General features: G+C 73.3%; 19 protein-coding genes and 1 tRNA gene. 12 read left to right on the plus strand and 8 right to left on the minus strand.

Features of this window, described 5'->3' with window-relative positions:
* Positions 1 to 678, plus strand: coding sequence for a 4'-phosphopantetheinyl transferase family protein (locus ACZ50K_RS15135; protein ID WP_468902634.1), 678 nt, complete (start codon positions 1 to 3; stop codon positions 676 to 678).
* Between the two features lie 122 nt (positions 679 to 800).
* Here ACZ50K_RS15135 and ACZ50K_RS15140 read toward each other — a convergent pair whose 3' ends face one another.
* Genes ACZ50K_RS15140 through ACZ50K_RS15150 form a run of 3 tightly spaced genes read right to left on the minus strand, consistent with a single transcriptional unit; the run spans position 801 to position 3,666 of the window.
* Positions 801 to 1,499, minus strand: coding sequence for a response regulator (locus ACZ50K_RS15140; RefSeq protein ID WP_468902637.1), 699 nt, complete (start codon positions 1,497 to 1,499; stop codon positions 801 to 803).
* Between the two features lie 5 nt (positions 1,500 to 1,504).
* Entirely contained in the window at positions 1,505 to 2,731 is a 1,227-nt protein-coding gene (locus tag ACZ50K_RS15145; protein WP_468902639.1) for a sensor histidine kinase, read from the minus strand.
* An 8-nt stretch (positions 2,732 to 2,739) separates the two neighbouring features.
* On the minus strand, positions 2,740 to 3,666 hold the full coding sequence (locus ACZ50K_RS15150; protein ID WP_468902641.1) for a lysostaphin resistance A-like protein: 927 nt from the start codon (positions 3,664 to 3,666) through the stop codon (positions 2,740 to 2,742).
* Positions 3,667 to 4,771: 1,105 nt separating this feature from the next.
* Here ACZ50K_RS15150 and ACZ50K_RS15155 point away from each other — a divergent pair.
* From ACZ50K_RS15155 to ACZ50K_RS15165, 3 genes are all read left to right on the plus strand, one after another.
* The gene (locus tag ACZ50K_RS15155) at positions 4,772 to 5,992 is read left to right on the plus strand and encodes a hypothetical protein (protein WP_468902644.1); all 1,221 of its coding nucleotides are present in this window, start codon (positions 4,772 to 4,774) and stop codon (positions 5,990 to 5,992) included.
* 209 nt (positions 5,993 to 6,201) lie between these two features.
* Positions 6,202 to 8,343: a tetratricopeptide repeat protein gene (locus ACZ50K_RS15160; protein ID WP_468902646.1), complete on the plus strand. Its 2,142-nt coding sequence runs from the start codon at positions 6,202 to 6,204 to the stop codon at positions 8,341 to 8,343.
* 8 nt (positions 8,344 to 8,351) lie between these two features.
* Positions 8,352 to 8,993, plus strand: a complete 642-nt coding sequence (locus ACZ50K_RS15165) for a flavin reductase family protein (RefSeq protein ID WP_468902649.1) — start codon at positions 8,352 to 8,354, stop codon at positions 8,991 to 8,993.
* A gap of 198 nt (positions 8,994 to 9,191) precedes the next feature.
* Here the strand turns inward: ACZ50K_RS15165 and ACZ50K_RS15170 are convergent, their stop codons facing one another.
* The gene (locus tag ACZ50K_RS15170; RefSeq protein WP_468902651.1) at positions 9,192 to 9,980 is read right to left on the minus strand and encodes an AfsR/SARP family transcriptional regulator; all 789 of its coding nucleotides are present in this window, start codon (positions 9,978 to 9,980) and stop codon (positions 9,192 to 9,194) included.
* 534 nt (positions 9,981 to 10,514) lie between these two features.
* On the opposite strand from ACZ50K_RS15170, the gene ACZ50K_RS15175 reads away from it, so the two are divergent.
* Entirely contained in the window at positions 10,515 to 11,999 is a 1,485-nt protein-coding gene (locus ACZ50K_RS15175) for a M28 family peptidase (protein ID WP_468902654.1), read from the plus strand.
* Between the two features lie 73 nt (positions 12,000 to 12,072).
* Here the strand turns inward: ACZ50K_RS15175 and ACZ50K_RS15180 are convergent, their stop codons facing one another.
* From ACZ50K_RS15180 to ACZ50K_RS15190, 3 genes are all read right to left on the minus strand, one after another.
* Positions 12,073 to 12,489 carry a DUF4190 domain-containing protein gene (locus ACZ50K_RS15180; RefSeq protein WP_468902655.1) on the minus strand — a complete coding sequence of 139 codons (417 nt, stop codon included), beginning with the start codon at positions 12,487 to 12,489 and terminating at the stop codon, positions 12,073 to 12,075.
* A gap of 232 nt (positions 12,490 to 12,721) precedes the next feature.
* Positions 12,722 to 14,014: a protein kinase domain-containing protein gene (locus tag ACZ50K_RS15185; protein WP_468902657.1), complete on the minus strand. Its 1,293-nt coding sequence runs from the start codon at positions 14,012 to 14,014 to the stop codon at positions 12,722 to 12,724.
* Positions 14,015 to 14,182: 168 nt separating this feature from the next.
* A complete protein-coding gene (locus ACZ50K_RS15190; RefSeq protein ID WP_468902660.1) occupies positions 14,183 to 14,395 on the minus strand; it encodes a hypothetical protein in 213 nt (70 codons plus the stop codon).
* A 195-nt stretch (positions 14,396 to 14,590) separates the two neighbouring features.
* Here ACZ50K_RS15190 and ACZ50K_RS15195 point away from each other — a divergent pair, with 195 nt between their 5' ends.
* Positions 14,591 to 14,752 (plus strand): hypothetical protein, encoded by a 162-nt coding sequence (locus ACZ50K_RS15195; RefSeq protein WP_468902662.1) that lies wholly within the window; start codon positions 14,591 to 14,593, stop codon positions 14,750 to 14,752.
* Between the two features lie 104 nt (positions 14,753 to 14,856).
* Here the strand turns inward: ACZ50K_RS15195 and ACZ50K_RS15200 are convergent, their stop codons facing one another.
* Positions 14,857 to 15,597: a hypothetical protein gene (locus ACZ50K_RS15200; protein WP_468902663.1), complete on the minus strand. Its 741-nt coding sequence runs from the start codon at positions 15,595 to 15,597 to the stop codon at positions 14,857 to 14,859.
* 475 nt (positions 15,598 to 16,072) lie between these two features.
* On the opposite strand from ACZ50K_RS15200, the gene ACZ50K_RS15205 reads away from it, so the two are divergent.
* The 6 genes from ACZ50K_RS15205 (at position 16,073) to ACZ50K_RS15230 (ending at position 21,717) form a co-directional block, all read left to right on the plus strand.
* Positions 16,073 to 16,753 (plus strand): DedA family protein, encoded by a 681-nt coding sequence (locus tag ACZ50K_RS15205; protein ID WP_468902666.1) that lies wholly within the window; start codon positions 16,073 to 16,075, stop codon positions 16,751 to 16,753.
* Positions 16,754 to 16,763: 10 nt separating this feature from the next.
* The gene (locus tag ACZ50K_RS15210) at positions 16,764 to 17,936 is read left to right on the plus strand and encodes a sensor histidine kinase (protein WP_468902669.1); all 1,173 of its coding nucleotides are present in this window, start codon (positions 16,764 to 16,766) and stop codon (positions 17,934 to 17,936) included.
* Positions 17,927 to 18,574 carry a response regulator transcription factor gene (locus ACZ50K_RS15215; RefSeq protein WP_468902671.1) on the plus strand — a complete coding sequence of 216 codons (648 nt, stop codon included), beginning with the start codon at positions 17,927 to 17,929 and terminating at the stop codon, positions 18,572 to 18,574. The genes ACZ50K_RS15210 and ACZ50K_RS15215 overlap by 10 nt, the downstream gene beginning before the upstream one ends.
* A 191-nt stretch (positions 18,575 to 18,765) precedes the next feature.
* Positions 18,766 to 19,572 carry an alpha/beta fold hydrolase gene (locus tag ACZ50K_RS15220; protein ID WP_468902674.1) on the plus strand — a complete coding sequence of 269 codons (807 nt, stop codon included), beginning with the start codon at positions 18,766 to 18,768 and terminating at the stop codon, positions 19,570 to 19,572.
* A gap of 533 nt (positions 19,573 to 20,105) precedes the next feature.
* A complete protein-coding gene (locus ACZ50K_RS15225; protein WP_468902676.1) occupies positions 20,106 to 21,488 on the plus strand; it encodes a Fic family protein in 1,383 nt (460 codons plus the stop codon).
* Between the two features lie 137 nt (positions 21,489 to 21,625).
* Positions 21,626 to 21,717, plus strand: a tRNA-OTHER gene (locus tag ACZ50K_RS15230).
* Positions 21,718 to 21,762 lie beyond the last annotated feature (45 nt).

The raw sequence follows: 21,762 nt of genomic DNA on the forward strand, positions 1-21,762 counted from the left end.
GTGCCCGCCAGGGGCCTCCCGCTGCCGGGACGAGCCCCCGGCACCGATCCGGACACCACCGGCGCCGCCCTCGCGGTCGTCGCCACCACCGCGGAGGTCCTCGCCCACCCCCTGCTGCACGAGGGCCTCCTCGCACCCTGGGAGCACCGGCGGCTCGCCGGGATCAGAACAGCGAGCCGCCGCGCGGACGTGGTGGCGGCAAGGCTGCTGGTACGCCTGTGCACCGCCCGGTTCACCGGACTGCCCCTCGGCGAAGCGGCCCCGGCACAGCTCTGCCCCGACTGCGGCCGCACCGGTCACGGACGGCCCCACCTGCCCGGCAGCCCCGGAGTGGGGCTCAGCTTCAGCCATGCGGACGGCCTGGTGGCGGCGGCCGTGGGCCCCGGAGCCGTCGGGATCGACGTGGAACCCTCCACGCGCCGCCCCGGCCCCCTGCGCCAACTGCGGCGCCTGCTGCCCGAAGCCGAACTGCGCGAGGCCGCCGACGGCCCGGACCCCGGACCGGCACTGCTGCGCCTGTGGGTCCGCAGGGAGGCGCGCCTGAAGGCCGGCCGCCCGGACCTGCCGGTCCTCGTCTGGTCGGACCCCGAACGCGCCGCGACGGCGGCCGTCTCCGCCCGCACCCTCCCGGCCCCGTCCCGTATCCCCGCTACCGCCGTCCCGGCGGCGCGTCCGTAGGGCGGCGGCCACCGGGCGCACTCTGCCACGGCGTCACGGCGTCACGGCGTCACGGCGTCACGGCGTCACTGCGTCACGGCGTAACAGTGCGCGGTCCGCGGCCGCCCGGCACGGGCCCCGGTTCACCCCGTGCCCGAAGCCAGTCCCGTCCGATGGGCGAGCACCACGGCCTGCACCCGGTCGCGCAGACCCAGCTTGGCCAGGATCCGGGACACATAGGTCTTGACGGTCTCGGGGGTGATGTACAGCGCGGCGGCGATCTCCGTGTTCGAGAGGCCTTCGGCGATGTGCCGGAGAACCTCCAGTTCGCGGGGGCTCAGCGCGCGCACGACCTCGTCCCGGCCCGGCCGGGCGTTCCCGGCCGGGCGCAGGTGTCCGGCGAAGTGCCCGATGAGGTGGCGGGTGACGGCGGGCGCCAGGAGGGCCTCGCCCCGGGCGACGGTCCGGACCGCGTTCACCAGCTCGGCGGGCGGCGCGTCCTTGAGGAGGAACCCGCTGGCTCCGGCACGCAACGCGTCGTACACGTAGGCGTCGACGTTGAACGTGGTGACGACCAGGACCTTCGGCGGGCTCGCGTCCGTGACCTCGGGGCCGGCCAGCCGACGGGTGGCCTGGATGCCGTCGAGCAGGGGCATCCTGATGTCCATCACGACCACGTCGGGGCTCAGCAGCCGTGCGGCCGCGACGGCCTCGTGCCCGTTCCCCGCCTCCGCGACCACCTCCATGTCGGGCTGCGCGGAGAAGATCGTGACGTAACCGGTCCGGACGAGGGCCTGGTCGTCGCAGACCAGGACGCGGATCGGGTCGGGTGGGGTGCTCACTCGGCTCACACCTGCCTGGGCTGGAAGGGAATGACGGCCCGCACCTCGAAGCCCCCCTGGGGGCGGGGTCCGGCCTCGAAACTGCCGTCGAGCATCATCACCCGTGCGCGCAGCCCGCCCAGCCCGCGTCCTCCGCCCGCGCGGCGCGCCCCCTCCACCACCGGCACGCCGGCGGGGCCGTCGGTCGTCACGACGATCTCGGTGTGCTCCTCGGCGTGCCGCAGCCGGACCCGGGTCCGGCTGCCGGGCGCGTACGTGACGGCGTTGGTGAGCGCCTCCTGCACCACGCGGTACGCGGCGAGTTCGGCCTCCACGCTCTGCGGCCGGCGCTCACCCCGCTCGGTGAGCTCCGTAGGCTGGCCCGATCTGCGGGTCTGCTCGACGAGGTCGCCCACCTCTCCCGGCGTGGGCGAACGGTCGCCGCCGCGTGCCAGCTCCGCGGAAGCGCCCTCCCCGGTCGCCTCCAGGACACCGAGCAGATGGCGCAGGTCGGTCAGGGCCCGCCGGCCGGTGTCGCTCACATGCGTCAGCGACTCGCCCGCCCGCTCGGGCGCGGAGTCGAGGAGGAACTGCGCGGCGTCGGCCTGCACCACCATCGCGGTGACATGGTGGGTCACCACGTCGTGCAGTTCCCGGGCGATCCGGGCCCGCTCGGTGGCCGTGGCCACCTCGGCGGCCAGCCGCCGCCGCTCCGCCTCTTGTGTCCGGTGCTTGCGCACGGTCCTCCCCACCAGCAGAAAAGCGGTCAGGAACAGATAGAACGCGAGATAGTCCAGGAACGACTGGGGCGAGCCGAGACGGTCGAGGACGAGGGCCAGCACCCCATAGCCCGCGCTCAGCGCGAGGACCGACGCACGCCGGTGACGGACCTGGTGAGCGCCCGCCGAGTACAGCGCCAGATACAGGCCCATGCTCGCGAACGTGGTCGGGAACCCCAGCATCTGGTGCAGGGCGAAGGCCCCCGAGACGACGGCCAGTGTGCCCGCCGGCCAGCGGCGGCGGGCGGCCGGCGTCAGGCTCTGGGCCAGCACCAGGACCAGGGCCAGGGCGTTCTCGGGCCGCCGGGGCAGATCGCCGATCTGCGCGCCGATGGGGGACAGGTGCGGGAGGAAGGCCGACACGGTGAGGGCCAGGGCCAGCACGGAGTCCCGGACGAAGACCTCCCGCCGCTGCCACCAGCCGTACGGCCGCTGGAACAGCGGTATCTGCCAACCCTTCTGACGTGATGTCACGTACGTCCTCAGGTCCGGCCGATACCGCTGTTCCAGCGGCCGGCATGGGTGCGGGGTTTGATCCCGCCGCTGCGATGGGCCCGGCGGAGCATCCAGACGGCGATGGCCGAGCCGACCAGCACGGGCACGATCGATGCCTCCAGGCCGAAGCCGCCGCCGGTCAGGAAGGCGGGGCCCTGCGCGTCCAGGGTGAACCAGCCTTCTGGGGTGTGGCCCGAGACCGGTATGCCGAGCAGCTGTTCGGCTGCGTTCCAGGTGAAGTGGATCCCGGCGACGAACCAGATGCTACGCCGCCACAGGAACGCGGCACCCAGCAGGACCCCTGCCTCCACGGCGATCGCCAGCGCACTCCACAGGGTCGCCTCCGCCGCGCCCAGGTGCGCGACTCCGAAGAACAGCGAGGTGATGACCAGGGCCGCCCGGCTGCCCCACATCCGCTCCAGCGCCTGGAGGGCCAGACCGCGGAACAGCAGCTCCTCGGTGACCGACCCCCCGACCTGCACCATCACGGTGGTCCAGAGGGCCGGGAGGAAGCCGTGACCCGCCCAGGAGAACGAGTAACCCCCGAACGCGGTCAGCAGGAGGACGGGGACGAGGACGAAGCCCAGGCCGATTCCGCCGCCGAGCAGTGCCTCCCGCACGGCCCCGTGCCGGCCGATCTCCGGCGCCGAGCGCCCGGCGACCCGCTCCATCACCCACCAGTACACGAGCACCGCGGCGGCCGCGCCCAGCACCGGCACCGGGCCGGGGCCGGTGGCCGTCAGCCCGGAGACCAGCCCGACGCCGACCAGGCCGGTCAGCAGCCACCCGACCGGCGCGCGCGCGATCCGGCCCAGGCGCCCGCCGAGCGCCTCCGGGATCCGTCCGGGGCCGGACTCGGCCCCGGACGCGGACTCTGCCTCGGTGTCTCGCCGTGCATCGGACGTCGCGTCCATGGTGGTCTCCCGTCGCCGTGGCACCGTGTGGTGTTCCGGGGACCACGCTAGGAATCCGCGCACCTCAGGGGATCACCCGCGCGGGGACGGCAGTTGTAGCTCTCACGGGGGATGTTCATTGGTCCAGACCAGCTCTTGGTTTGGGGCGGGACGGCCCGCCGTGGTGGTGAGGCCCCCTTCCTCACGAGAAGTGGCTCGTGTCCCAGCAGAGGCTTACCGCCATGTCCGCCGCCGCGGTCACCGTGGCGGCACTCGGCGCCCTTGTCCCGTTCGGCTCCCCCGCCCAGGCGGCGGACTGCGCCGCCCCCTACTCGGCCGCCACCGTCTACACCGGCGGCATGTCCGCCTCCTCGGGCGGCCGCAACTGGCAGGCCAAATGGTGCACCCAGGGCGAGGTCCCCTCCCACGCCGGTTCCGGAGTCTGGGCCGACCAGGGCGCCTGCGGCGGAGGCGGCACCACGCCGAGTCCGACCCCGACGACCCCCGCGACCCGCAACCGCCATCCTCGGCGTCGCCCCGGGCGCCAACCTCTCCTGCTGAAGCCGCCGCCCCCGACCCCGAACGCCCCGACCCCGTACGCCCCGACCCCACGGGCCCCCCGCCACGCGACGGTTCCTCCCATAGGCACCCGCCGGGCGGATGCGGTGTTCGGTGCCGTCGGCGAACGAGGCGGGCAGGAGGGCGCCCCGCGGGTTCGGGAAGGCGTGGTAACCGTCGGGAACCCACCGCTGGCAGGGGCCGCTCGCGGGCCACACGGCGGGGTTCGCCGAGCCGTACGCGTTTGGCAGAGATTTGGGGAAACGATGGTGGCCCTCGCCAGGATGGACACGTCCGCATCACCCACTGATGTGAAGGAGATTCCCATGAAGAAGATCCAGGTTCGCAAGGCCGGTCCGGTCCGTCTGACCTCCTCGGCGTGCGACGTCTACACCAACCCCAGCTGATCCCGGCTCGGTTGAGCCCCGGCTTCTGATCGGCCGGGGTCCGGTGCCGTCGTGCCCCGGACCGCCCGAGGTGACTCGGGCCGTCCGTCGGCATGACGGCGCCTCCCGGACGGCGGGCCCCGCCCGCAGCCGGTCCGGACCACGAGCCGAGGGAGCACCCCATGCCGGAGCACGGCATCCGCAGTGAGGCGGACACGCCCCTGCCGTTCCACCCGCTGGTCTACCTGGAGGACGGCGAAGAGGTCACCATCGGGCGGCCCGACACGGACTCCTACGGAATCTTCCCGGTCGACGGCGCCCACCTCGTGCGCCGCCTCGAAGCCGGCGCCACCCCGTCCCAGGCCGCCGACTGGTACGCCGCAGAGTACGGCGAACAGGTCGACATGGACGACATCATCGGCGCCCTGCGCGAACTCGGCTTCGTCCGCGAGGAGGGCGAGGAGCCCGCACGGGCCGGCCCGGTGCGCTGGCAGCGGCTCGGCCGCGCCCTGTTCTCCCCGCCCGCCTGGATCTGCTACGGGCTGATCACCGCCTGGGCGCTCTGGCGCGTGGTCCGCTCCCCGGACCTCGTACCGACCGCCGAGGACATGCTGTTCAGCGAGTACTACGCCGTCATCAGCCTGGTCATGCTGGTCGCCGCGGCGCCCCTGATCGCCATCCACGAGGCCTTCCACGCCCTGGCCGCCCGGCGTCTGGGCATCGGCTCCAGGACCAGGCTCTCGCACCGCTTCCACTTCCTCGTGGTCGAGACGGCCCTGGACGGGCTCGTCGCCGTGGAACGCCGCAAGCGCTACCTGCCGATCGTCGCCGGGATGGTCGCCGACCTGGTCCTCGTCTCCGTCCTCATCACCGTCGCCGACGCCGCCCGCGGCCCCGGCGGCGCCGAGACCACCGCCGGCAAGGTCTGCCTCGCGGTGGCCTTCGCCGCCGTGCTGCGGGTGCTGTGGCAGTTCTTCCTCTACCTGCGCACCGACGTGTACGTGCTCATCACCACCATGCTCGGCTGCGTGGACCTGCACACCACGTCCGTACGCCTGCTCCGCAACCGCCTCCTGCGGCTGCGCGGGCGCACCGAGGGGCTGGCCGACGAATCCCTGTGGCACCCCGTCGACCGCCGGGCCGCCCGCTGGTACTCCTGGCTGATCGTGGGCGGCTACACCTTCAGCCTCAGCACCTTCCTGCTGGCCCTCGCCCCCGTCTTCGTGGAGATGGTCTCCGGAGCCGTCAGCCGCTTCGGTGGCGACGGCTCCAGCTGGGTGGAGCTGCTGGACTCCTCGGCCTTCCTCGTCATGGCCTTCTGGCAGACCGCCCTCACGATCTGGATCGCCACCCGGGAGCGCCTGCGCGCCCGGAACACCCGCACCCACCACCTCATCGGCTGACCGACGCCCCCGCCGGCCCGGCCCCCACCACGGCGAGCCACGCCGTCCCGGCCCCGAGCCCCCGGGTCCCGGGCTCCCGCTTCGCCAGGACTCCGGCCGGTCCCCCCGACCGGTCCGCCCAGCGGGCGAACCGGCTCCCGCCGTCCCGCACCGCGGGAGCTCCGCATCCTCCCCGGCCCCAAGGCCGCGGTATCGACGAAGGAGTCCTGATGACCGGCCACTACTGGATCGCGGCCCCCCTGCGCCGCGAACGCGACCGTCTGCGGGCCGGACTCGGCCTGCCCGCCCCCCTGGCCGTGGTCGACGCGCACCGGCGGCTGCGCGGACCCTACTCCGCGGCCGGCGCCCTGCTGCGCCAGGTCGCCCCCGAGGCGCTGCGCCGCATGCCCGAACTGGCCGCCCGCCACTACATCGAGCTCCAGGAGAGCACCCCGGAACTGGCGTCCCTCGTACCGCAGCGGGTCCGCGCCCTGGAGAAGATCGCCAACGCCCCCGGCGAGGCCAGCCGCTACCCGGCCCGGCTGCACTCGCTTCGCGTCTCGCACGGGATCGTGGACTTCCTGCTCGCGGCCCTCCCCGGATCCGCGGACGGGCCGCGCACCCTCGTCGTGGAGAACGTCCAGCACGCCGACGTCACCGACCACGAGTTCCTCGCCGCCGCCCTGCGCCGGATCCCCGCCGAGCTCCTGACCCTGGTCGTCGCCACCGACACCGCCGAGCTGGAGGATCCGCCGGGCATGGTGTCCGTATCCCTGCCCGCGGAACTCGCCGTACGCACCACCCGCGTCCACCACCCCGGGACCGCCGAGGCCGACGGACCCGACGGGCCGGCCGCCGACGGCGCCGGGCCCGGCAGCCTGGCCGAGGCCGCCGCCCGGTACGTGACCGGCGACTGCATCAGCGACGAGCCCGCCCTGCGCGCCGCGTACGAGGCCCTCACCGGCCCCGAGCGCGCCGCACTGCACGACCGCCGCGCCGAGGAGATCGCCGCCCGAGCCGAGGAGGAGCCCTCGCTCCGGCTGGGCACCCTTCCCTACCACCTGCTGCGCGGCAGCGACGCCGACGGCGCCGGACTCGACGCCCTGCGCTGGGCCCAGCTCCGCTGCAAGTACCTGGGCCTCTACCACGCGGCGGCCGAGATGGGCGAGGAGGGCCGCCACCGTACCGGCCCCGAGGTCCGGCCCGACCTGTGGTGGCCCTTCACCCGCGAGACGGGCGTGTGCCTGGCCGCCGCCGGACGGCCGGAGGAGTCCGCCGCCGTCCAGGAGGAGGCTCGCTCGCAGACCATCATGCCCAAGCACCACATGAGCCTCGCCTACGAGACGGGCATGCTGTACGCCCGCCACTTCCCGCCGGAACTGCGCGACGAGCGCAGGGCCCGCGCGTACGTCAACCAGGCCATCGCGATCTCGGACCTGCTGCCGGACCTGAAGGAACGCGCCTTCTTCTCCGTGTTCAACCGCAACGGCCTCGCCCTCGTCGAGGTCCGGGCCGGCCGCCCCGACGAGGCCCTGCGGCTGCTGGACGAGGGCATCGAGCGGCTCGACCGGGAGCTCGGCATCGGCGAGCGGACCTGGCACCGCGTCGGCCTGCGCTACAACCGCGCACAGGTCAACGGCATGAGCGGCCGGCTGGAGGACGCCCTGGAGGACTACGCCTCCATCATGGACCTCGACCACGACTTCGCCGACCACTACTTCAACCGCGGAAGCATGCTCCGCCGGCTCGGCCGCATCGAGGAGGCCATCGCCGACTACGAGCGGGCCATCGCCCTGGAATCCCCCTTCCCCGAGGTGCACTACAACCGCGGCGAGGCTCTCCTCGAACTCGGCGACCTCGACGGCGCGCTGGCCGACTTCGACCGGGCCCTCGAACTGGAGCCGGGCAACCTGGAGGCCCTCCTCGCCCGCGCGGGCCTGCTGGCCGACCAGGGCGAGACCAAGGCGGCCCTGGCCGATGTCGAGACCGGACTGCTGATCGACGCCCAGCACCCCCATCTCCTCTGCCTCCAGGGCCGGTTGTGGGGGGAGGAAGGGCGTACGGCCGAGGCCCGCGGCTCCCTCGACGCGGCCCTTCGCAACGATCCGGAGCTGGCCGAGGCCTGGGCGATCAGGGGCGAACTCGCCTACGGGGACGGCGACCTCACCGCCGCACTGGCCGATTTCAACCGGGCGGTGGAGCTGGAGGCCCGGCCCGAGTTCCGGTTCAACCGGGGCGTGGTCCACGAGGCGGCGGGCAGCCTGGTCCAGGCGGTGGCCGACTTCGACGCGGTCCTCGCCGTCACCGACGACGAAGAGGCCCGCAGCCGCCGGGAGACCTGCCTGCGCGCGGCCGAGCCGGCGCACCCGTAGGGGCCGGGATGGACCTCCGTCAGCAGGAGAAGCAGCAGCAGGGCCGGCGGGACGCGCAGCGGGAGACGCCGAGGGGGACACAGCGGGACCGGGGGACCGGCGGGTCCGCGTCCGGATCGGTGTCAGGGTCCGCGTCGGGGTCCCTCTCCGGGCCCCTCTCCGAGTCCGGGTTCGTGTCCGGGGCCGCGTTCACCGAGGCCATGTCCCGGCTGGTCTCGGGGGTCGCGGTGGTCTCCGCCCGGCGGGGCGACGGCCGGCCCTCGGGGCTCCTCGTCTCCTCCGTCTGCTCGTACAGCGCGGATCCGCCGTCGGTGCTCGTCGCGCTGGCGCGCACCTCCCGGACCTGCCGGGACATCGCGGCGGGGCCGGACGCCCACTTCGGCGTCCACCTGCTGGCCCGCGGCCACGCGGCACTGGCGAGGACCTTCGCGGGCGCCTCCGCGGACAAGTTCGCCGACGTGCTCTGGGACTGGGACGGAACGGTGCCGCGGCTGGCGGGCGTCCCGGTGTACGCGAAGTGCCGTACGGAGGCGGTGCTCCCGCACGGCGACCACGTGATCGTGGTGGGCGAGGTGATCGGCTGCGCGGTGACGGAGGACGACCCCCTCGTCTACTTCCGGCGCCGGCTCGACTGGAGCCTCGGGGACTGACCGGACTGACCGGACTGACCGGACTGACGGGGCTGAGGGGGCTGAGGAGGCAGTCGGGTCAGCAGGGCGGGTACGCCGGTACGCGGAGCGCGCGTACCGGCGTACCGCTGTCCGGGCGAGCCGGTGCACGGCCGCACGCGGATACGGCCGTACGCACCTGCGGCCGCGCGCTCCCGCGGCCGCACGCGCCCGCGGCCCTCAGCCGCCGAGCGCGGCAGGGTGCAGTGCGCCCGCCGGGCGGCAGCCGTCGTGCCGGGTGTTGCCGGGCCGGGCCCCGCTGAGCAGCGCCTGCTGGGCCGCCCGCAGGCCCGGCCCCGGTTCGATCCCGGTGTCCTCCACCACGGCGCGCCGGGCCCGGGTGTACGCGTGCAGGGCCTCGGCCCGGCGGCCCGCTGCCGCCAGGGCGAGCATCAGCTGCTCGTGGAAGTCCTCGCGCAGCGGGTGGAGCGCGCACAGTTCCTCCAGCTCGCCGACCACCTCGCGGGCCCAGCCGCTGCAGATGTCGGCGCCGATCCGGTCGTGGAGCAGGGCGAGCCGCTCCTCTTCGAGCCGGACGGTGTAGTACGCGGGCAGGCAGGCCGGGCCGAGGTCCCCGAAGGGGGTGCCCCGCCAGAGGGCCAGGGCCCGGTGGAACGATTCCGCCGCGGTGCCGCAGTGGCCCGCGGCCCGCAGTTCCCGGCCGCGCGCGGCCAGCGCCCGGAACCGGTCGAGGTCCAGGTCCCCGGGCTGTACCCGCAGCAGGTAGCCGTTGCCGGAGGTCAGCAGCAGCGGGTGCCTGCGGGGGTCGCCGCCCCCTCGGCCGTACTCGGGGGCGAGCACCCGCCGCAGCCCGGACACGTACATCTGCACGGTCGCCACGGCCGAGGGCGGCGGTCGGCCGTCCCACAGATCCCCGATCAGGGAGCAGATCGGGAAGCGGCGGTTGGCGTGCAGCAGCAGCAGCGTGAGCAGGGCGCGCCGCTTCAGGGAGCTGGGCGTGCACGGCACCCCGCCCCGGCGGACCTCCAGGGGCCCCAGGATCCGGTACGTCGGCCCGCCGGCCGGCCCGCCCCCGCCGGTCGGGTCGGGGGCGGGCTCGGGACAACCGGATAAGTCGGGGTCCGCCGGGGGAGCGTGGACGGGATCTGAGGAGGATCTTTCGGTTCTGGCCAGCACTGGTCTGCCACCCCCGCGCTACCGGCGCCCTCGGGCGCACTGTCCTGTCGGCACGCGGTGGGGCTCACCGGCGCTCACGACATGGATACGGGATCGCGTGAGAAGGTGTCAGGAACGCGAACCGGCCAACTTCCAATAAACATGGGCGAGTTGTGAACCGACAGCCGTCCTCGGCCGTGTGCCCGCCGCATCTCGGCCAATAATCGGGGCGCCCGGCCCGGCTCGGATCTTCTCCTTGGCAGGGGCTCGCCGCAGGGTTAGCGTGCCTCGATCTCCTCCCGACACGCACGTTCTTCCCGATCGTCGACCGCCGACCACGGCCCTGCCGACCGGTCCGTTCGACCTGCCGTGAGAGGGCACCCCGTCATGTCCGCACCGCGTACCGCCGCGGCGACCGCCACCCTGGCCGCCGCCGCACTGCTCTCCCCGCTGCTCCTCGCCGGCCCCGCCGCCGCGGGCGCCGAAGACCCGGGCCGGGCCGCCGCCGCCCGCGGCGAGGCCCTGGCGGCGCAGCTCGTCCGGGAGTCCACGGCCAAGGACGCCCTCCGGCACCTGCGGGCCTTACAGTCCGCCGCGGACTACAACGGCGGTGACAGGGTCGCGAGTTCGAGGGGCCACCAGGCCTCGGCCACGTATGTGGAGGGGGTGCTGCGCAACGCCGGCTACCGGACCTCCCGCCAGGAGTTCGACTTCGTCTACACCGAGGACCTCGCCGAATCCCTCACCGTCGACGCGCCCACCCCGCGCGAGATCACCGTCCAGCTCATGGCGTTCACCGCCCGCAGCCCCGAGGGCGGTGTCACCGGCGAACTGGCCGTGGTCCCCGTCGACGCCGACAACACCCACGGCTGCGAGCCGGGCGACTTCGCGGCCGGCGCGTTCACCGGCAGGATCGCCCTGGTCAAGCGCGGCGGCTGCTCCTTCGCCGTCAAGCAGGACAACGCCCACGCGGCGGGCGCGCTCGGCGCGATCGTCTACAACAACACCTCCGGGAAGATCAACGGAACCATCGGGGACTCCTCCCTCGCCCGCATCCCCACCGGCGGGATCAGCCAGGAGGACGGCGCGGCACTGACCTCCGAGGCCGCCGCCGGACCGGTGACCGTCACCCTCGACATCCACGAACTCCGGGAGAACCGACGGAGCTTCAACGTGATCGCGGAGACCCGCGGCGGGGACGCCGCCAACACCGTCCTCCTCGGCTCCTACCTCGACTCCCAGCACGGCACCCCCGGCATCAACGGCAACGGCTCCGGCGCGGCCGGCCTCCTCCAGGTCGCCCAGAGACTCGCCAAGTCACAGGACAAGGTCGGCAACAAGGTGCGGTTCGCCTGGTGGTCGGCGCAGGAGTTCGGCGTCGCGGGCTCGCAGGCGTACCTGTCCGCCCTGACCCCGGAGCAGCGCGCGCAGATCCGCCTCTACCTGAACTTCGAGACGATCGCCTCGCCGAACGGCGCGTTCTTCGTCAGCGACGGGGACGACTCCGACCGCGTCGGAACCGGCCCCGGCCCGGAGGGCTCCGCCCAGCTCGAAAAGGGCATCACCGACTTCCTCGACGCCAAGGGCGTCCCGCACGAGGGCACCGACTTCCTCGCCCTGTCGGACTACGCGCCCTTCCTCGCGGCGGGCATCCCCTCGGGCGGCACCTTCACCGGCTCCGACGGCATCAAGACCGAGGCCCAGGCCGCCAGGTTCGGCGGCCGGGTGGGCACCGCCTACGACCCGAACCACCACCAGCCCGGCGACGACCTCACCAACATCGACATGAGCTCCTTCGACATCAACATCGACGTCATCGCCCACACGGCCGGCCGCTACGCCCACGACCTCGGCCCCCTCGGCACCCGCTGACGCGACACCACCCACAGTGCCCCCGGGCCCTGCCGCACCGCACGGCAGGGCCCGGGAGGGATGCGGCCCGGCACTACTTGCTGATGTCGTCGCTGAACCGGTCCGAGCAGCTCTGCTTCTCCGCCTGGGTCTGGGCCTTGTCGAGACACGACTGGAGGTCCTTGCCGGCGTCGGAATTCAGGATCGACACGCCGACGGCGACCAGGACCACGGCGATGAGGACGCTCACCGAGCCCAGGACGAGGCCCGTGATCGCCATACCGCGGCCTCCCGCGCCCCGCTTTGCCCTGCGCACTGCGGCTATGCCAAGACCGATGGCGACCAGCGCCAGCGGGATGCCGACGAACCACAGCCAGAGCAGCAGCAGGGAGAGGATGCCGGTGACGAGCGCGGCGACGGCCAGTCCCGTACCGCCGCCCGCGGGCGTGTGGCCGTGCTGCGCCGGATGACCCGGTACGGTGCTGTCCGGGGCGCGGTAAGTGTCGGACATGGTGTCCTCCTTGAGGCGGATCGGGCCGCACCCCTCCAACACGACGGTGGAGTACGGCGGTTCATCCCGTCTGCCACGGACTCGGCCCCCCAAACCTCCCAGCCTCGTACGGGCCGCCAGCAGCGGTCCGGCCGAAGCGGCGACAGCGGACCGCCCCCCCGCACCCGCTTGTTCAGAGGCAGGGATCGGATCGGGTGTGTCGTCCGGCTGGGGCCGACTGCCCGTCATGCGGTCAGTTGAGCAGGGTGAGACGGGCGGTGATCACCAGGGAGTGCAGGACGATCACGACCGACATGATGGTGATCAAGGGGTAGCCGAGTCGGCCCCTGCGCCGCAGTGGCAGGGCGAGCAGGATTCCCGTCACGTGGAACGCGATGGTGGTCGCCGAGCCGCTGGGCCGCAAGGAGACCAGGATGGCCAGGGAGAGCAGGAGTCGCCCCCAGTGCCCCGCGCGCACCCAGCGTGCCGCGCGCCTACGGGCGCGTGTCGGGACGGATGGGGGCGTGGCGGTCGGCGGGTTCGTGGGCGTCGCGGGGGCATGCGCGACCGCGGCCCCGATCTCCGCCGGGGTGTCGGGGCGTGGGGTGGAGGGTGGAGCGGGTGAGGGCGAGGGCACGGGCGGGAAGGCCGGCGGACGCCCGACGTTCAGCGCCGTCGGCGTCGGCCTGGCGGCCGGGGCGCGGAGCGCTGCTCGCATGGCGTGGGCGTCCGGGTACCGCTCCGCGGGGTCCTTCGCGAGCGACCGCGCGAGCACCGCCTCCAGTTGTGCCCTGCCGAATATTCCGTTCGAGGCCAGCGTGGGCGGGGGTTCCGTCACATGCCGGTAGCCGATCACATAGCCGTCGTCCCCGTCGAAGGGGACCCGGCCGGTCAGCATCTCGAAGAGCAGCACGCCCACCGCGTACAGGTCGGAGCGGCCGTCGACCCCGGTCAGCCCGCGCACCTGTTCCGGTGACATGTACTGCGGGGTGCCGACCATCGTCCGCGTCCCGGTCAGGGCCGGGCCCTCGCCGGCCATGGCCCGGACGATGCCGAAGTCGGCGACCTTGGCCGGGCCGCCGCCCTCCGGCAGGAGCACGTTCCCCGGCTTGATGTCCCGGTGCACCATGCTCCGTTCGTGGCTCACGGCCAGCGCCGCGAGGACCTGGTCGGCGATCTCCACCGCCTCCGCCGCCGGGAGTGCGCCGCCCGCGCGGATCCGGTCCGCGAGCGACTGCCCGGCCACCAGCTCCATCACGAAGTACGGCACCGGGGGGCCGTCCTCCCGGGACTCCTCGCCCGTGTCGTGGACCGTCACCACGTTCGGGTGCGAGAGGGCGGCCATCGCCTGTGCCTCCCGCCGGAAGCGGATCGAGAGGCCTTCGTCAGCGCCGAGTTCCGGCCGTATCGTCTTGACCGCGACCGCTCGGGAAAGCTCCGTGTCCCAGCCCCGGTACACCTGCGCCATTCCGCCGCTGCCGAGCGTGCCGTCGATGCGGTACCGGCCGCCGGCCAAGGTCGTGCCCTGTGCGAAGAGGTCCCCCATGGGCGTGATCGTAGGCGTGATGTCCACATGAATTAAGGGTTTTGGCCCGCCGCCGGGTCGAAGAACCGTCACTCAGCCTCGGCCACGGCGGCGGCAGGGTCCCCCGTCGCTGAGGCGCGGATGGTCGCCGCCTCCGTCCTGGACGTGGAGGGACTGTGGGCGTTGCTCTCACGGGCGAGGGTGTCGGGCGGCTCGGACCGGCGCAGTGTGAAGACCATGTCGAGTTCGCCGAGGGTTCAGGCCGAACTCGTCGGACAGCGCGTTGAAGTGCCGGTCGTAGACGCGCTGCATCCGCTGCATCCGCCCGAAGATCTCCACCGGCCCCATGGCGTCGGCCAGTTCAGGGCACTCCGTACGCCACTGCTCGGTGATCAGGTCCACCGCGTCTGCCATTCCGTGCCTCGCATGTGTCTGGAGTGAGCCATGTCCTACCCCGCCCCCCCCGCACCACGGCGACCGAGGCGAAGCGAACGCCTCCTTCCGCACGGCGGACACCCCGCCCGACCTCACCTCGCCCCGCGGGGACACCTTCCGCCCGGCGGCCTGCACGCCTTCAAGAACGCGACGGACGAGCCCGTGTCCGTGCTCATGCCCTTCTCGCCCGGCGCTCAACGCGAGGAGTTCTTCGAGAGGGTCGCGGAGATGTCCCAGCGCGGCCGGCAGGAGCTCAAGGAGTTCCGGGTGCGGCACGACAGCTACTTCGAGTCGGACTTCGAGGCGGAGGTGGAGGCGAAGTAGCGGGCCCCTGTCGCAGGCCCGCCTGCCCGCCATGTCTGCCCGCGCGGTCGCCGCGACCGGCCCGGGCGACCTGACCCCTGCCCAACGGGTCACCCCGGCACCCTCTACTGGCTGGGGGCGCCGCCGATCAGGTAGTCCACCCGGCGCCGCAGCCCGTTCCAGCGCCGGTCGTGGTGGTAGGCCCTCTTGAGGGCCCGGGCTCGGGTCCGCGCCCGGCCGCGGTAGAGACGCCGGGCCCACGGGGACGTCGGCCGGGCCAGCCGCACGGCGGCGATGATCGCGATGATCGGGACGACCGCGCCGAGAACGGCCATCCGGGGCTTCCCCTTGAACAGGGCCACGACCGCGAACAGCAGGTTCACCATCACCGTGGCGACGGCTGTCAGCCGGTTGCGTTCCTCCTCGGGCGTCAGCCCGTCCACCCCCAGCGGAAGGAACCCGCAGAGCAGCAGCGATGCCAGCGCCGCCGTCATGATCACGACTTCGATGCTGATCGTGCCCTGCTTGGTCCAGTAGACGTCGCTCAGATGCAGGATCAGCGCGAACTCGTCCAGAACGAGCCCGGTCCCCGTTCCGAACAGCACCGCCGCGACGGAGGCCCCCCACCCCGACCTGTTGGCCGCGGCGATACCCGTGAAACCGCCGAGGGTCATCAGGATCACCCCCGGAACCGCGTGGTGGACGTGGAGTCCGCCCGGAGTGACGTTGCGGAACGGCCCCTTGCCCGCGCGGATCATCCGGGTGATGACCCGGGTCACGGCGAAGGAGACGACGAACGCCGACAGCGCCAGGAGCAGCGGAAGCTTCCCCGGCTCCAGGATGTTGCGGTACCACCAGTGCCCCATACCGCCAGCCTTCCGGCGGGCACCACGCCCTGCCCGGCGGGAGCCCCCGTTCGGGGTCGGGCCTGCGGCCGAGTGGGTGACGGCCGCCCGGCACCCGGGCCGCGTAGAAGCGTGCACCATCCGGTGGCAAGCCCCTCCGCGACCTCGCCCTCGGCGGCGACCACGCTGCTGTCGGGGGCGAACGTCCGTGGCCAGGGCGCCAGGACAGGAGTTCGGCCTGGAGGTGGGGGGTGGGGGGCCAGGCACTGGCCGGAGACGGGGTCGAATCCACGTCCACCTGCACCCGCGTCCAGCCGCGTACGCCGGGGTTCCCGTCCGGACCGAGCGCGGCAAGCGAGGCGATCGCGACACCCTGCGGTTTTCCGCAGGGGTACCGGGCGGGAACACGCATACCGGTCGTGAGCTGCGGTTCCTAGGTTGGGGAGGGTCGTCCGGCGGCTCCGCCGGGGACCTTTCCCCGAGACCTGGAGGGCACATGACGCCATTCTCGACCTCGACCTCGACCTCGATCATCCTCGCCCAGGAGCCCTCCGGCGGTATCGCGGGCTGGGCGGCCGGCCTCGTCGACACGCTCGGCGGGCCGGGCGCGGGGCTGGCCATCGCCCTGGAGAACCTGTTCCCGCCGCTGCCGAGCGAGGTGATCCTGCCGCTCACCGGTTTCGCCGCCGGACAGGGTGTGCTGAGCCTCGCCTCCGCCCTCTTCTGGACGACGCTGGGTTCGGTGGTGGGCGCGCTGGCCCTGCACGCGATCGGGGCGCTCTTCGGCCGGGAGCGGATGCACGCGCTGTGGGCACGGCTGCCGCTGGTGAAGGTCTCGGACCTGGAGCGGACGGAGGAGTGGTTCCGGCGGCACGGCACGAAGGCGGTGCTCCTGGGGCGGATGGTGCCGATCTTCCGCAGCCTGATCTCGGTGCCGGCCGGGGTGGAGCGGATGCCGGTCCCGCTCTTCCTCCTGCTCACCACCGTGGGCAGCCTGGCCTGGAACAGCGTCCTCGTCCTCTCCGGCTACGCCCTCGGCGACCGCTGGGAACTGGTCGAGTCGTACGTTGGCGTGGCCTCCAAGGCCGTTCTCGTCCTGGTCTGCGCGGCCGTCGCGGCCTGGCTGGTGGTACGGCTGCGCGCCCGCCGGGCGGCCGCCCGCCACCGTCGCGCATAGGGTGGGGAGCGTGAGCGGGGGCGAACAGGGCGGCAGCGAAGGGGAGTCGGCGTTCCGGCGGTCGGCGGGCGTGCTCGCCGGATGCCTGACGGCGCCGGTCGGCCTGCTGTACCTGCTGCTCGCCGGACTGCCGCTCGGCGCCTTCCTGCTGTGGCCGCGCACCCGCCCGTACGCCCTGCGGCTCCTCGGCTCCGGCGCCCGGCGGCTCGCGGAGGTGGAGCGCGGCCGCCGTACCCGCTTCTTCGGCGACCGGTTCCCCGAGGCGTACGAGGTCGGGAACGCGGGAGCGGTCCGCTACCTGGCGCTCCGCTCCTGGTCGGGGCTGGTGTGCGGGGTCGTCCTGGCGCTGCTCGGCTTCGGCCTGGCGCTCGGGGGACTCCTGGCCGCCGGAGTGGTGCGCGGGACGACCGGAACGCTGGAGCTGCTCACACAACTGCTCCTCGGAGGCGTCCTGCTGTTCCTCGCGCTCCAGGGGCTGTTCGCGCTGACCGCGCTCGACACCAGACTGGCCCGGGAACGCTTCGGGCCGTCGGAGCGGGAGTTGCTGCGACGCCGCATCGACGAACTCTCGGTCAGCCGGGCCGCCGTCGTACGGGCCGTGGACGTGGAACGACGACGCATCGAACGCGACCTCCACGACGGGGTCCAACAGCGGCTCGTGGCGCTCGCGATGCTCATCGGACGGGCCCGCCGCGGCGGACCCGGTCGGGACCCGGAGCGGGCGGCCGACCTGCTGGCCCAGGCGCACCGGGAGGCCCAGGAGGTCCTGGCCGAACTGCGCGAGGTGGCCTGGCGGGTGTACCCCTCGGCGCTGGACAGCCTCGGCCTGGAGGAGGCGCTCGGCGGGGTGGCGCAGCGCTGCGCCCTGTCGCTGCGGATCTCGTACGAGGTGACGGGCCCGCTTCCCCGCCCCGTGGAGACGGCCGCGTACTTCGTCGTCTCCGAGGCCGTCACCAACGCGGCCAAGCACTCCGCCGCCTCGGCCGTCTCGGTCCGGGTCACGGGAGCGCCCGGCGGCCCCCTGAGCGTACGCGTCGAGGACGACGGCCGGGGCGGCGCGGACCCGGCGGGCAGCGGCCTCACGGGTCTGCGCGGACGCATCGCCGCCCTCGACGGCGTCCTGCGGATCGACAGCCCCCTCGGGGGACCCACCACCATCGTCGCGGAGCTGCCGTGCGTCTGATTCTGGCCGAGGACTCGACCCTGCTCCGGGAGGGCCTGGCCCGGCTCCTCGCGGAAGAGGGGCACGAGGTCGTCGGGGCGTTCGGCGACGCGCGGACACTGGTCGCCGAGACGGCCGCGCTCCGCCCGGACGTGGTCGTCGTCGACATCAGGATGCCGCCGACCCACACCGACGAGGGCCTGCGGGCGGCCGTAGAGATCCGCGAACGGCTCCCGGACACCGGGGTCCTGGTCCTCTCCCAGCACGTCGAGCGCAGCTATGCGGCCCGGTTGCTGGAGACCGGCGCGCAGCGGGTCGGCTACCTGCTCAAGGACCGGGTGGCGCAGGTGGAGGAGTTCCTCGACGCGCTGGAGCGGATCCACGCGGGCGGAGCCGCGATCGACCCGGAGGTCGTACGGCAACTGGTCCTCCGCAGCGCGCACGTCGACCTCCTGGCCCTGCTGACCCCGCGTGAGCGCGAGGTGCTCCAGGTCCTCGCGGAGGGCTGCACGAACGCGGCCATCGCCAGACGGCTCCACCTGTCGCTGAGCGCGGTGGAGAAGCACCTCAACGCGGTTTTCGACAAACTGGCCCTGCGCGGCAACGAGGGCCACAGCCCCCGCATCCTCGCGGTCCTGCGCTACCTGGGAGCGGGCTGAGCCGAACACGGCAGCACCCAGGGGGCACCCAGGGGAATGGCCGGGCCACGGCCGGCACATGCCGCTCCCCTCCAGCTCGGTCGGACCACCGCCCACGGCCGGCGCTGGAACCCTGACGGTCCGTCGCACCAGCGCCTTGACCAGCAATTTCAAGGTGGCGGGGGCTTGGTGTGGTCGCTTAGAGTCCTTCCATGAGCCCCCGAACCGGCACTGGCGTGGCACTCTTCTTCGAGGACATGGGCCCCCGCGACGGGGCTCCCGTAGTCCTGATCCACGGGCATCCCTTCAACCACTCGATGTGGGCCCCCCAGACGCTCGCACTGACCGCCGCCGGCTACCGCGTGATCACCCCGGACCTGCGGGGATACGGGCAAAGCCCGGTCCTGCCCGGCAAGACACTGCTCGCGGACTTCGCCGACGACCTGGCGGCCCTGCTCGACCGTCTGGGCGTCGGACAAGCGGTCGTCGGCGGTGTGTCCATGGGCGGGCAGATCGCCATGGAGATGCGACTGCGCCACCCGCGCCGGGTCCGGGCCCTCGTCCTCTCCGACACCTCCGCCCCACCGGAAACGCCGGACGGCGTAGCCTTCCGGCTGGGGCTCGCCGAGCGGCTGCTCTCGGAGGGAATGAAGCCGTACACCGACGAGGTCATCGACAAGATGCTCGCGCCCTACAACGTGACCGGAATGCCGGAGGCCGCGGCCGCGGTCACCAGGATGATGTACGAGACCGCCCCCGAAGCCGCCGCCGCCGCCCTCCGAGGCCGCGCCGAACGTCCCGACTACGCCCCGGTGCTCGCGGCGCTGCCCGCCACGGTGCCCTGCCTGATCGTGGTCGGCCGGGACGACGTCTACACCCCGGTCGCCGAAGCCGAGTCCCTGCACGCGCTGGTCCCGCACTCGGCGCTCACCGTGGTGGAGCGGGCCGGACACCTGCCGGGCGTGGAACAGCCGGAGGCCTTCAACCGGGCGCTGCTGGAGTTCCTCGCGGGAATCTGACCGACGGTTGTCGCCCAGGGGTACCGCACCGCCCTCGACCTGCGGTTCCTGGTCGATAGGCACCGGGCACTCGTCGGCTACCCGCAACCGTAAGCGCGAACGCCGACGACGTCCTGGACGCCACCTGGTGCTCGGCCACCTCCATAACCGGGCCGGGCCTGCCTGCCCCCCCCCGCCCACGGGAACCGGGACAGAGCGCTCCCGAGTGCGTGGCGTGCGCTGCGGGCACGCGCCAGCGGGGCGATACTGGCATAGCCCGGTCAGTCACCCCCCCCGGCTGACCTGGCCAGTGCCCCGACCAGCCACCCCCCCCGGCTGGCCGGGGCCTTTTTGGGCCGTCGCCGGGTGCGGCGGGCGGCTGCCGTCAGGCCGGCAGCCGGCGGGTCCGACGACGGCTTGCTTGCCGAGTTCACGGTGCCTGTCGGTGCCAGCTGTGCCGCACGGTCACAAGCCGTGACTGCGTACTGGAGGCGGCGGCAGGGCGCCGCGGAAATCCGGTGTGGGGAGCCGGCTGAGCGTGGCAGGCTTGCGCGGTGATCGTTGACCTGGCTCCTCGGTTCCTGACCTGGGACGACGTGGACCCCACCCGCCATGTCTTCGACGGCGGGTCCGTGGCGCAGACGGTGCGCTCGCTCGGACCGGCCCGGTGTGTCCCCCTCCGTCCGGACGTTCCTTTCGGTGACCCCGTGATGCGCGCCTGGAGCAGTGGCGAGGCCGATTCCTGGGCGGACGCCATGTCGTACGCCCTCGTCCAGCACTACGGTCACTGGTCCGTCGGATGGCGCTGGTCGCACGACGAGGGTGACTTCGACGGCGGACCGGTGGGGAGCTGGTGCTGCCCGCGGGACTCGATCACCACCCCGGAGGAAACGCTGGCCCGCGTCGAGGCGGCCTTGCGCGAATGGCGCGCGTGGCTGGAGACCCTTGCCGGCTGGTTCGAGGCCTACCCGCTGGACCTGAATGCCATCGAGGACCAGAGGATCCTGTGGGGGCACGCGGCGCGGAACGTGATCCTGCAGGTCGTCGACCGCACCGGGTGTGGCAGCGGCTGGCACGGCCATTGCCGTCAGGTCCTCACCTGGTTCCTCGACCGCTGGGGAGTCGCGCCGGACGTGGCCCGGGGCCTGGTCGACCAGGCGGTCGGTGGACGGTTCCTCAGCTGGACCGGTCCTGACACGACGGTGGTCGAAGACGTCGCGGAGCGGCTCGCGCTCTCGATACGGCCGGAGGACGGAGCCACCCGCGCGGGCATGCCGGCCCAGGACCACTTGCAGCACTGGCTCGCGGTCCGCGCGTCGGCCGCGTGGAGCGGGATCCCCGACAACGGTGCGGACGGACCGGTGGTGCCCGTCCACGACGGCGCGGCGCAGGACATCCGGGCCTTCGACGGCGCCATCGACCCGGCCCGGGCCGAAGGCCTCCTCAGGGCCCTGGAAATCCTCCGGGCCGACGCGGCACGCGGAGAGCGGCTCGACTGCACCCTTCTCAGCACATGGCAGCAGCACGTCCTGGGCATGCCGCAACCGCCTCGATTCCGCGCCTCGCCCGCCTTCGCCAAAGGGGGCCGGGAGCGCTACGGCATCGGACCCGACACACCTGCCCGCTTCGACGCCTGCCTGGCCGAGAGCGCATCCGATGCCGGCCGACCCCTCGGCCTGACCGCCCGGGCCGCCCGTGCCTACCTCGACGTCTGCTTCTTCCATCCCTTCCACGACGGCAACGCCCGGTCCGCTTTCCTCGCTCTCGTCTTCGTCCTCGCCCGTGAGGGCGTCGCACTCGACGGAGTCTCGCTCCTGCGCCGCACCACCTTCGAGGCCGACAACCCTCAGGACCCGCTGATCCTCGCTCGCCACATCAACCTCCACCTCACGGAGACCCGCCGTCGGGCCGCCGACCCGCCCCGCTCGGCACCATGATCATCCGAGTCGGCGAGCGTCGCCGCCGCCACGACCCGGCCTCCTCGACTGCTACGCCCGCCCGGCGTCAGCCGGATGTCAGGGGATCCGGGCACTGTGGTCCCTGTGAACGGCGCGGGGAACCGGGCCGGAAGCTGGGAGAGGTGCCCGGAGTGGTTTATCGGGGACCAGAGCTCGCTCGAAGTCGGGTCCGCAGGGATCCACGCAGGTTCGAATCCTGCCCTCTCCGCTCGACCACCACCACCTGCTGGGCAGAGGGCAGCCGGGACGGCGC

This window comes from Streptomyces sp. NPDC033845 (genome assembly GCF_055576225.1).

Excerpts from the sequence above, each read along its gene's own strand:
- ACZ50K_RS15150 (WP_468902641.1), bottom strand. The coding sequence starts at position 3,666 with ATGGACGCGACGTCCGATGCACGGCGAGACACCGAGGCAGAGTCCGCG.
- ACZ50K_RS15155 (WP_468902644.1), top strand. The coding sequence starts at position 4,772 with ATGCCGGAGCACGGCATCCGCAGTGAGGCGGACACGCCCCTGCCGTTC.
- ACZ50K_RS15160 (WP_468902646.1), top strand. The coding sequence starts at position 6,202 with ATGACCGGCCACTACTGGATCGCGGCCCCCCTGCGCCGCGAACGCGAC.
- ACZ50K_RS15165 (WP_468902649.1), top strand. The coding sequence starts at position 8,352 with ATGGACCTCCGTCAGCAGGAGAAGCAGCAGCAGGGCCGGCGGGACGCG.
- ACZ50K_RS15175 (WP_468902654.1), top strand. The coding sequence starts at position 10,515 with ATGTCCGCACCGCGTACCGCCGCGGCGACCGCCACCCTGGCCGCCGCC.
- ACZ50K_RS15180 (WP_468902655.1), bottom strand. The coding sequence starts at position 12,489 with ATGTCCGACACTTACCGCGCCCCGGACAGCACCGTACCGGGTCATCCG.
- ACZ50K_RS15185 (WP_468902657.1), bottom strand. The coding sequence starts at position 14,014 with ATGGGGGACCTCTTCGCACAGGGCACGACCTTGGCCGGCGGCCGGTAC.
- ACZ50K_RS15200 (WP_468902663.1), bottom strand. The coding sequence starts at position 15,597 with ATGGGGCACTGGTGGTACCGCAACATCCTGGAGCCGGGGAAGCTTCCG.
- ACZ50K_RS15205 (WP_468902666.1), top strand. The coding sequence starts at position 16,073 with ATGACGCCATTCTCGACCTCGACCTCGACCTCGATCATCCTCGCCCAG.
- ACZ50K_RS15220 (WP_468902674.1), top strand. The coding sequence starts at position 18,766 with ATGAGCCCCCGAACCGGCACTGGCGTGGCACTCTTCTTCGAGGACATG.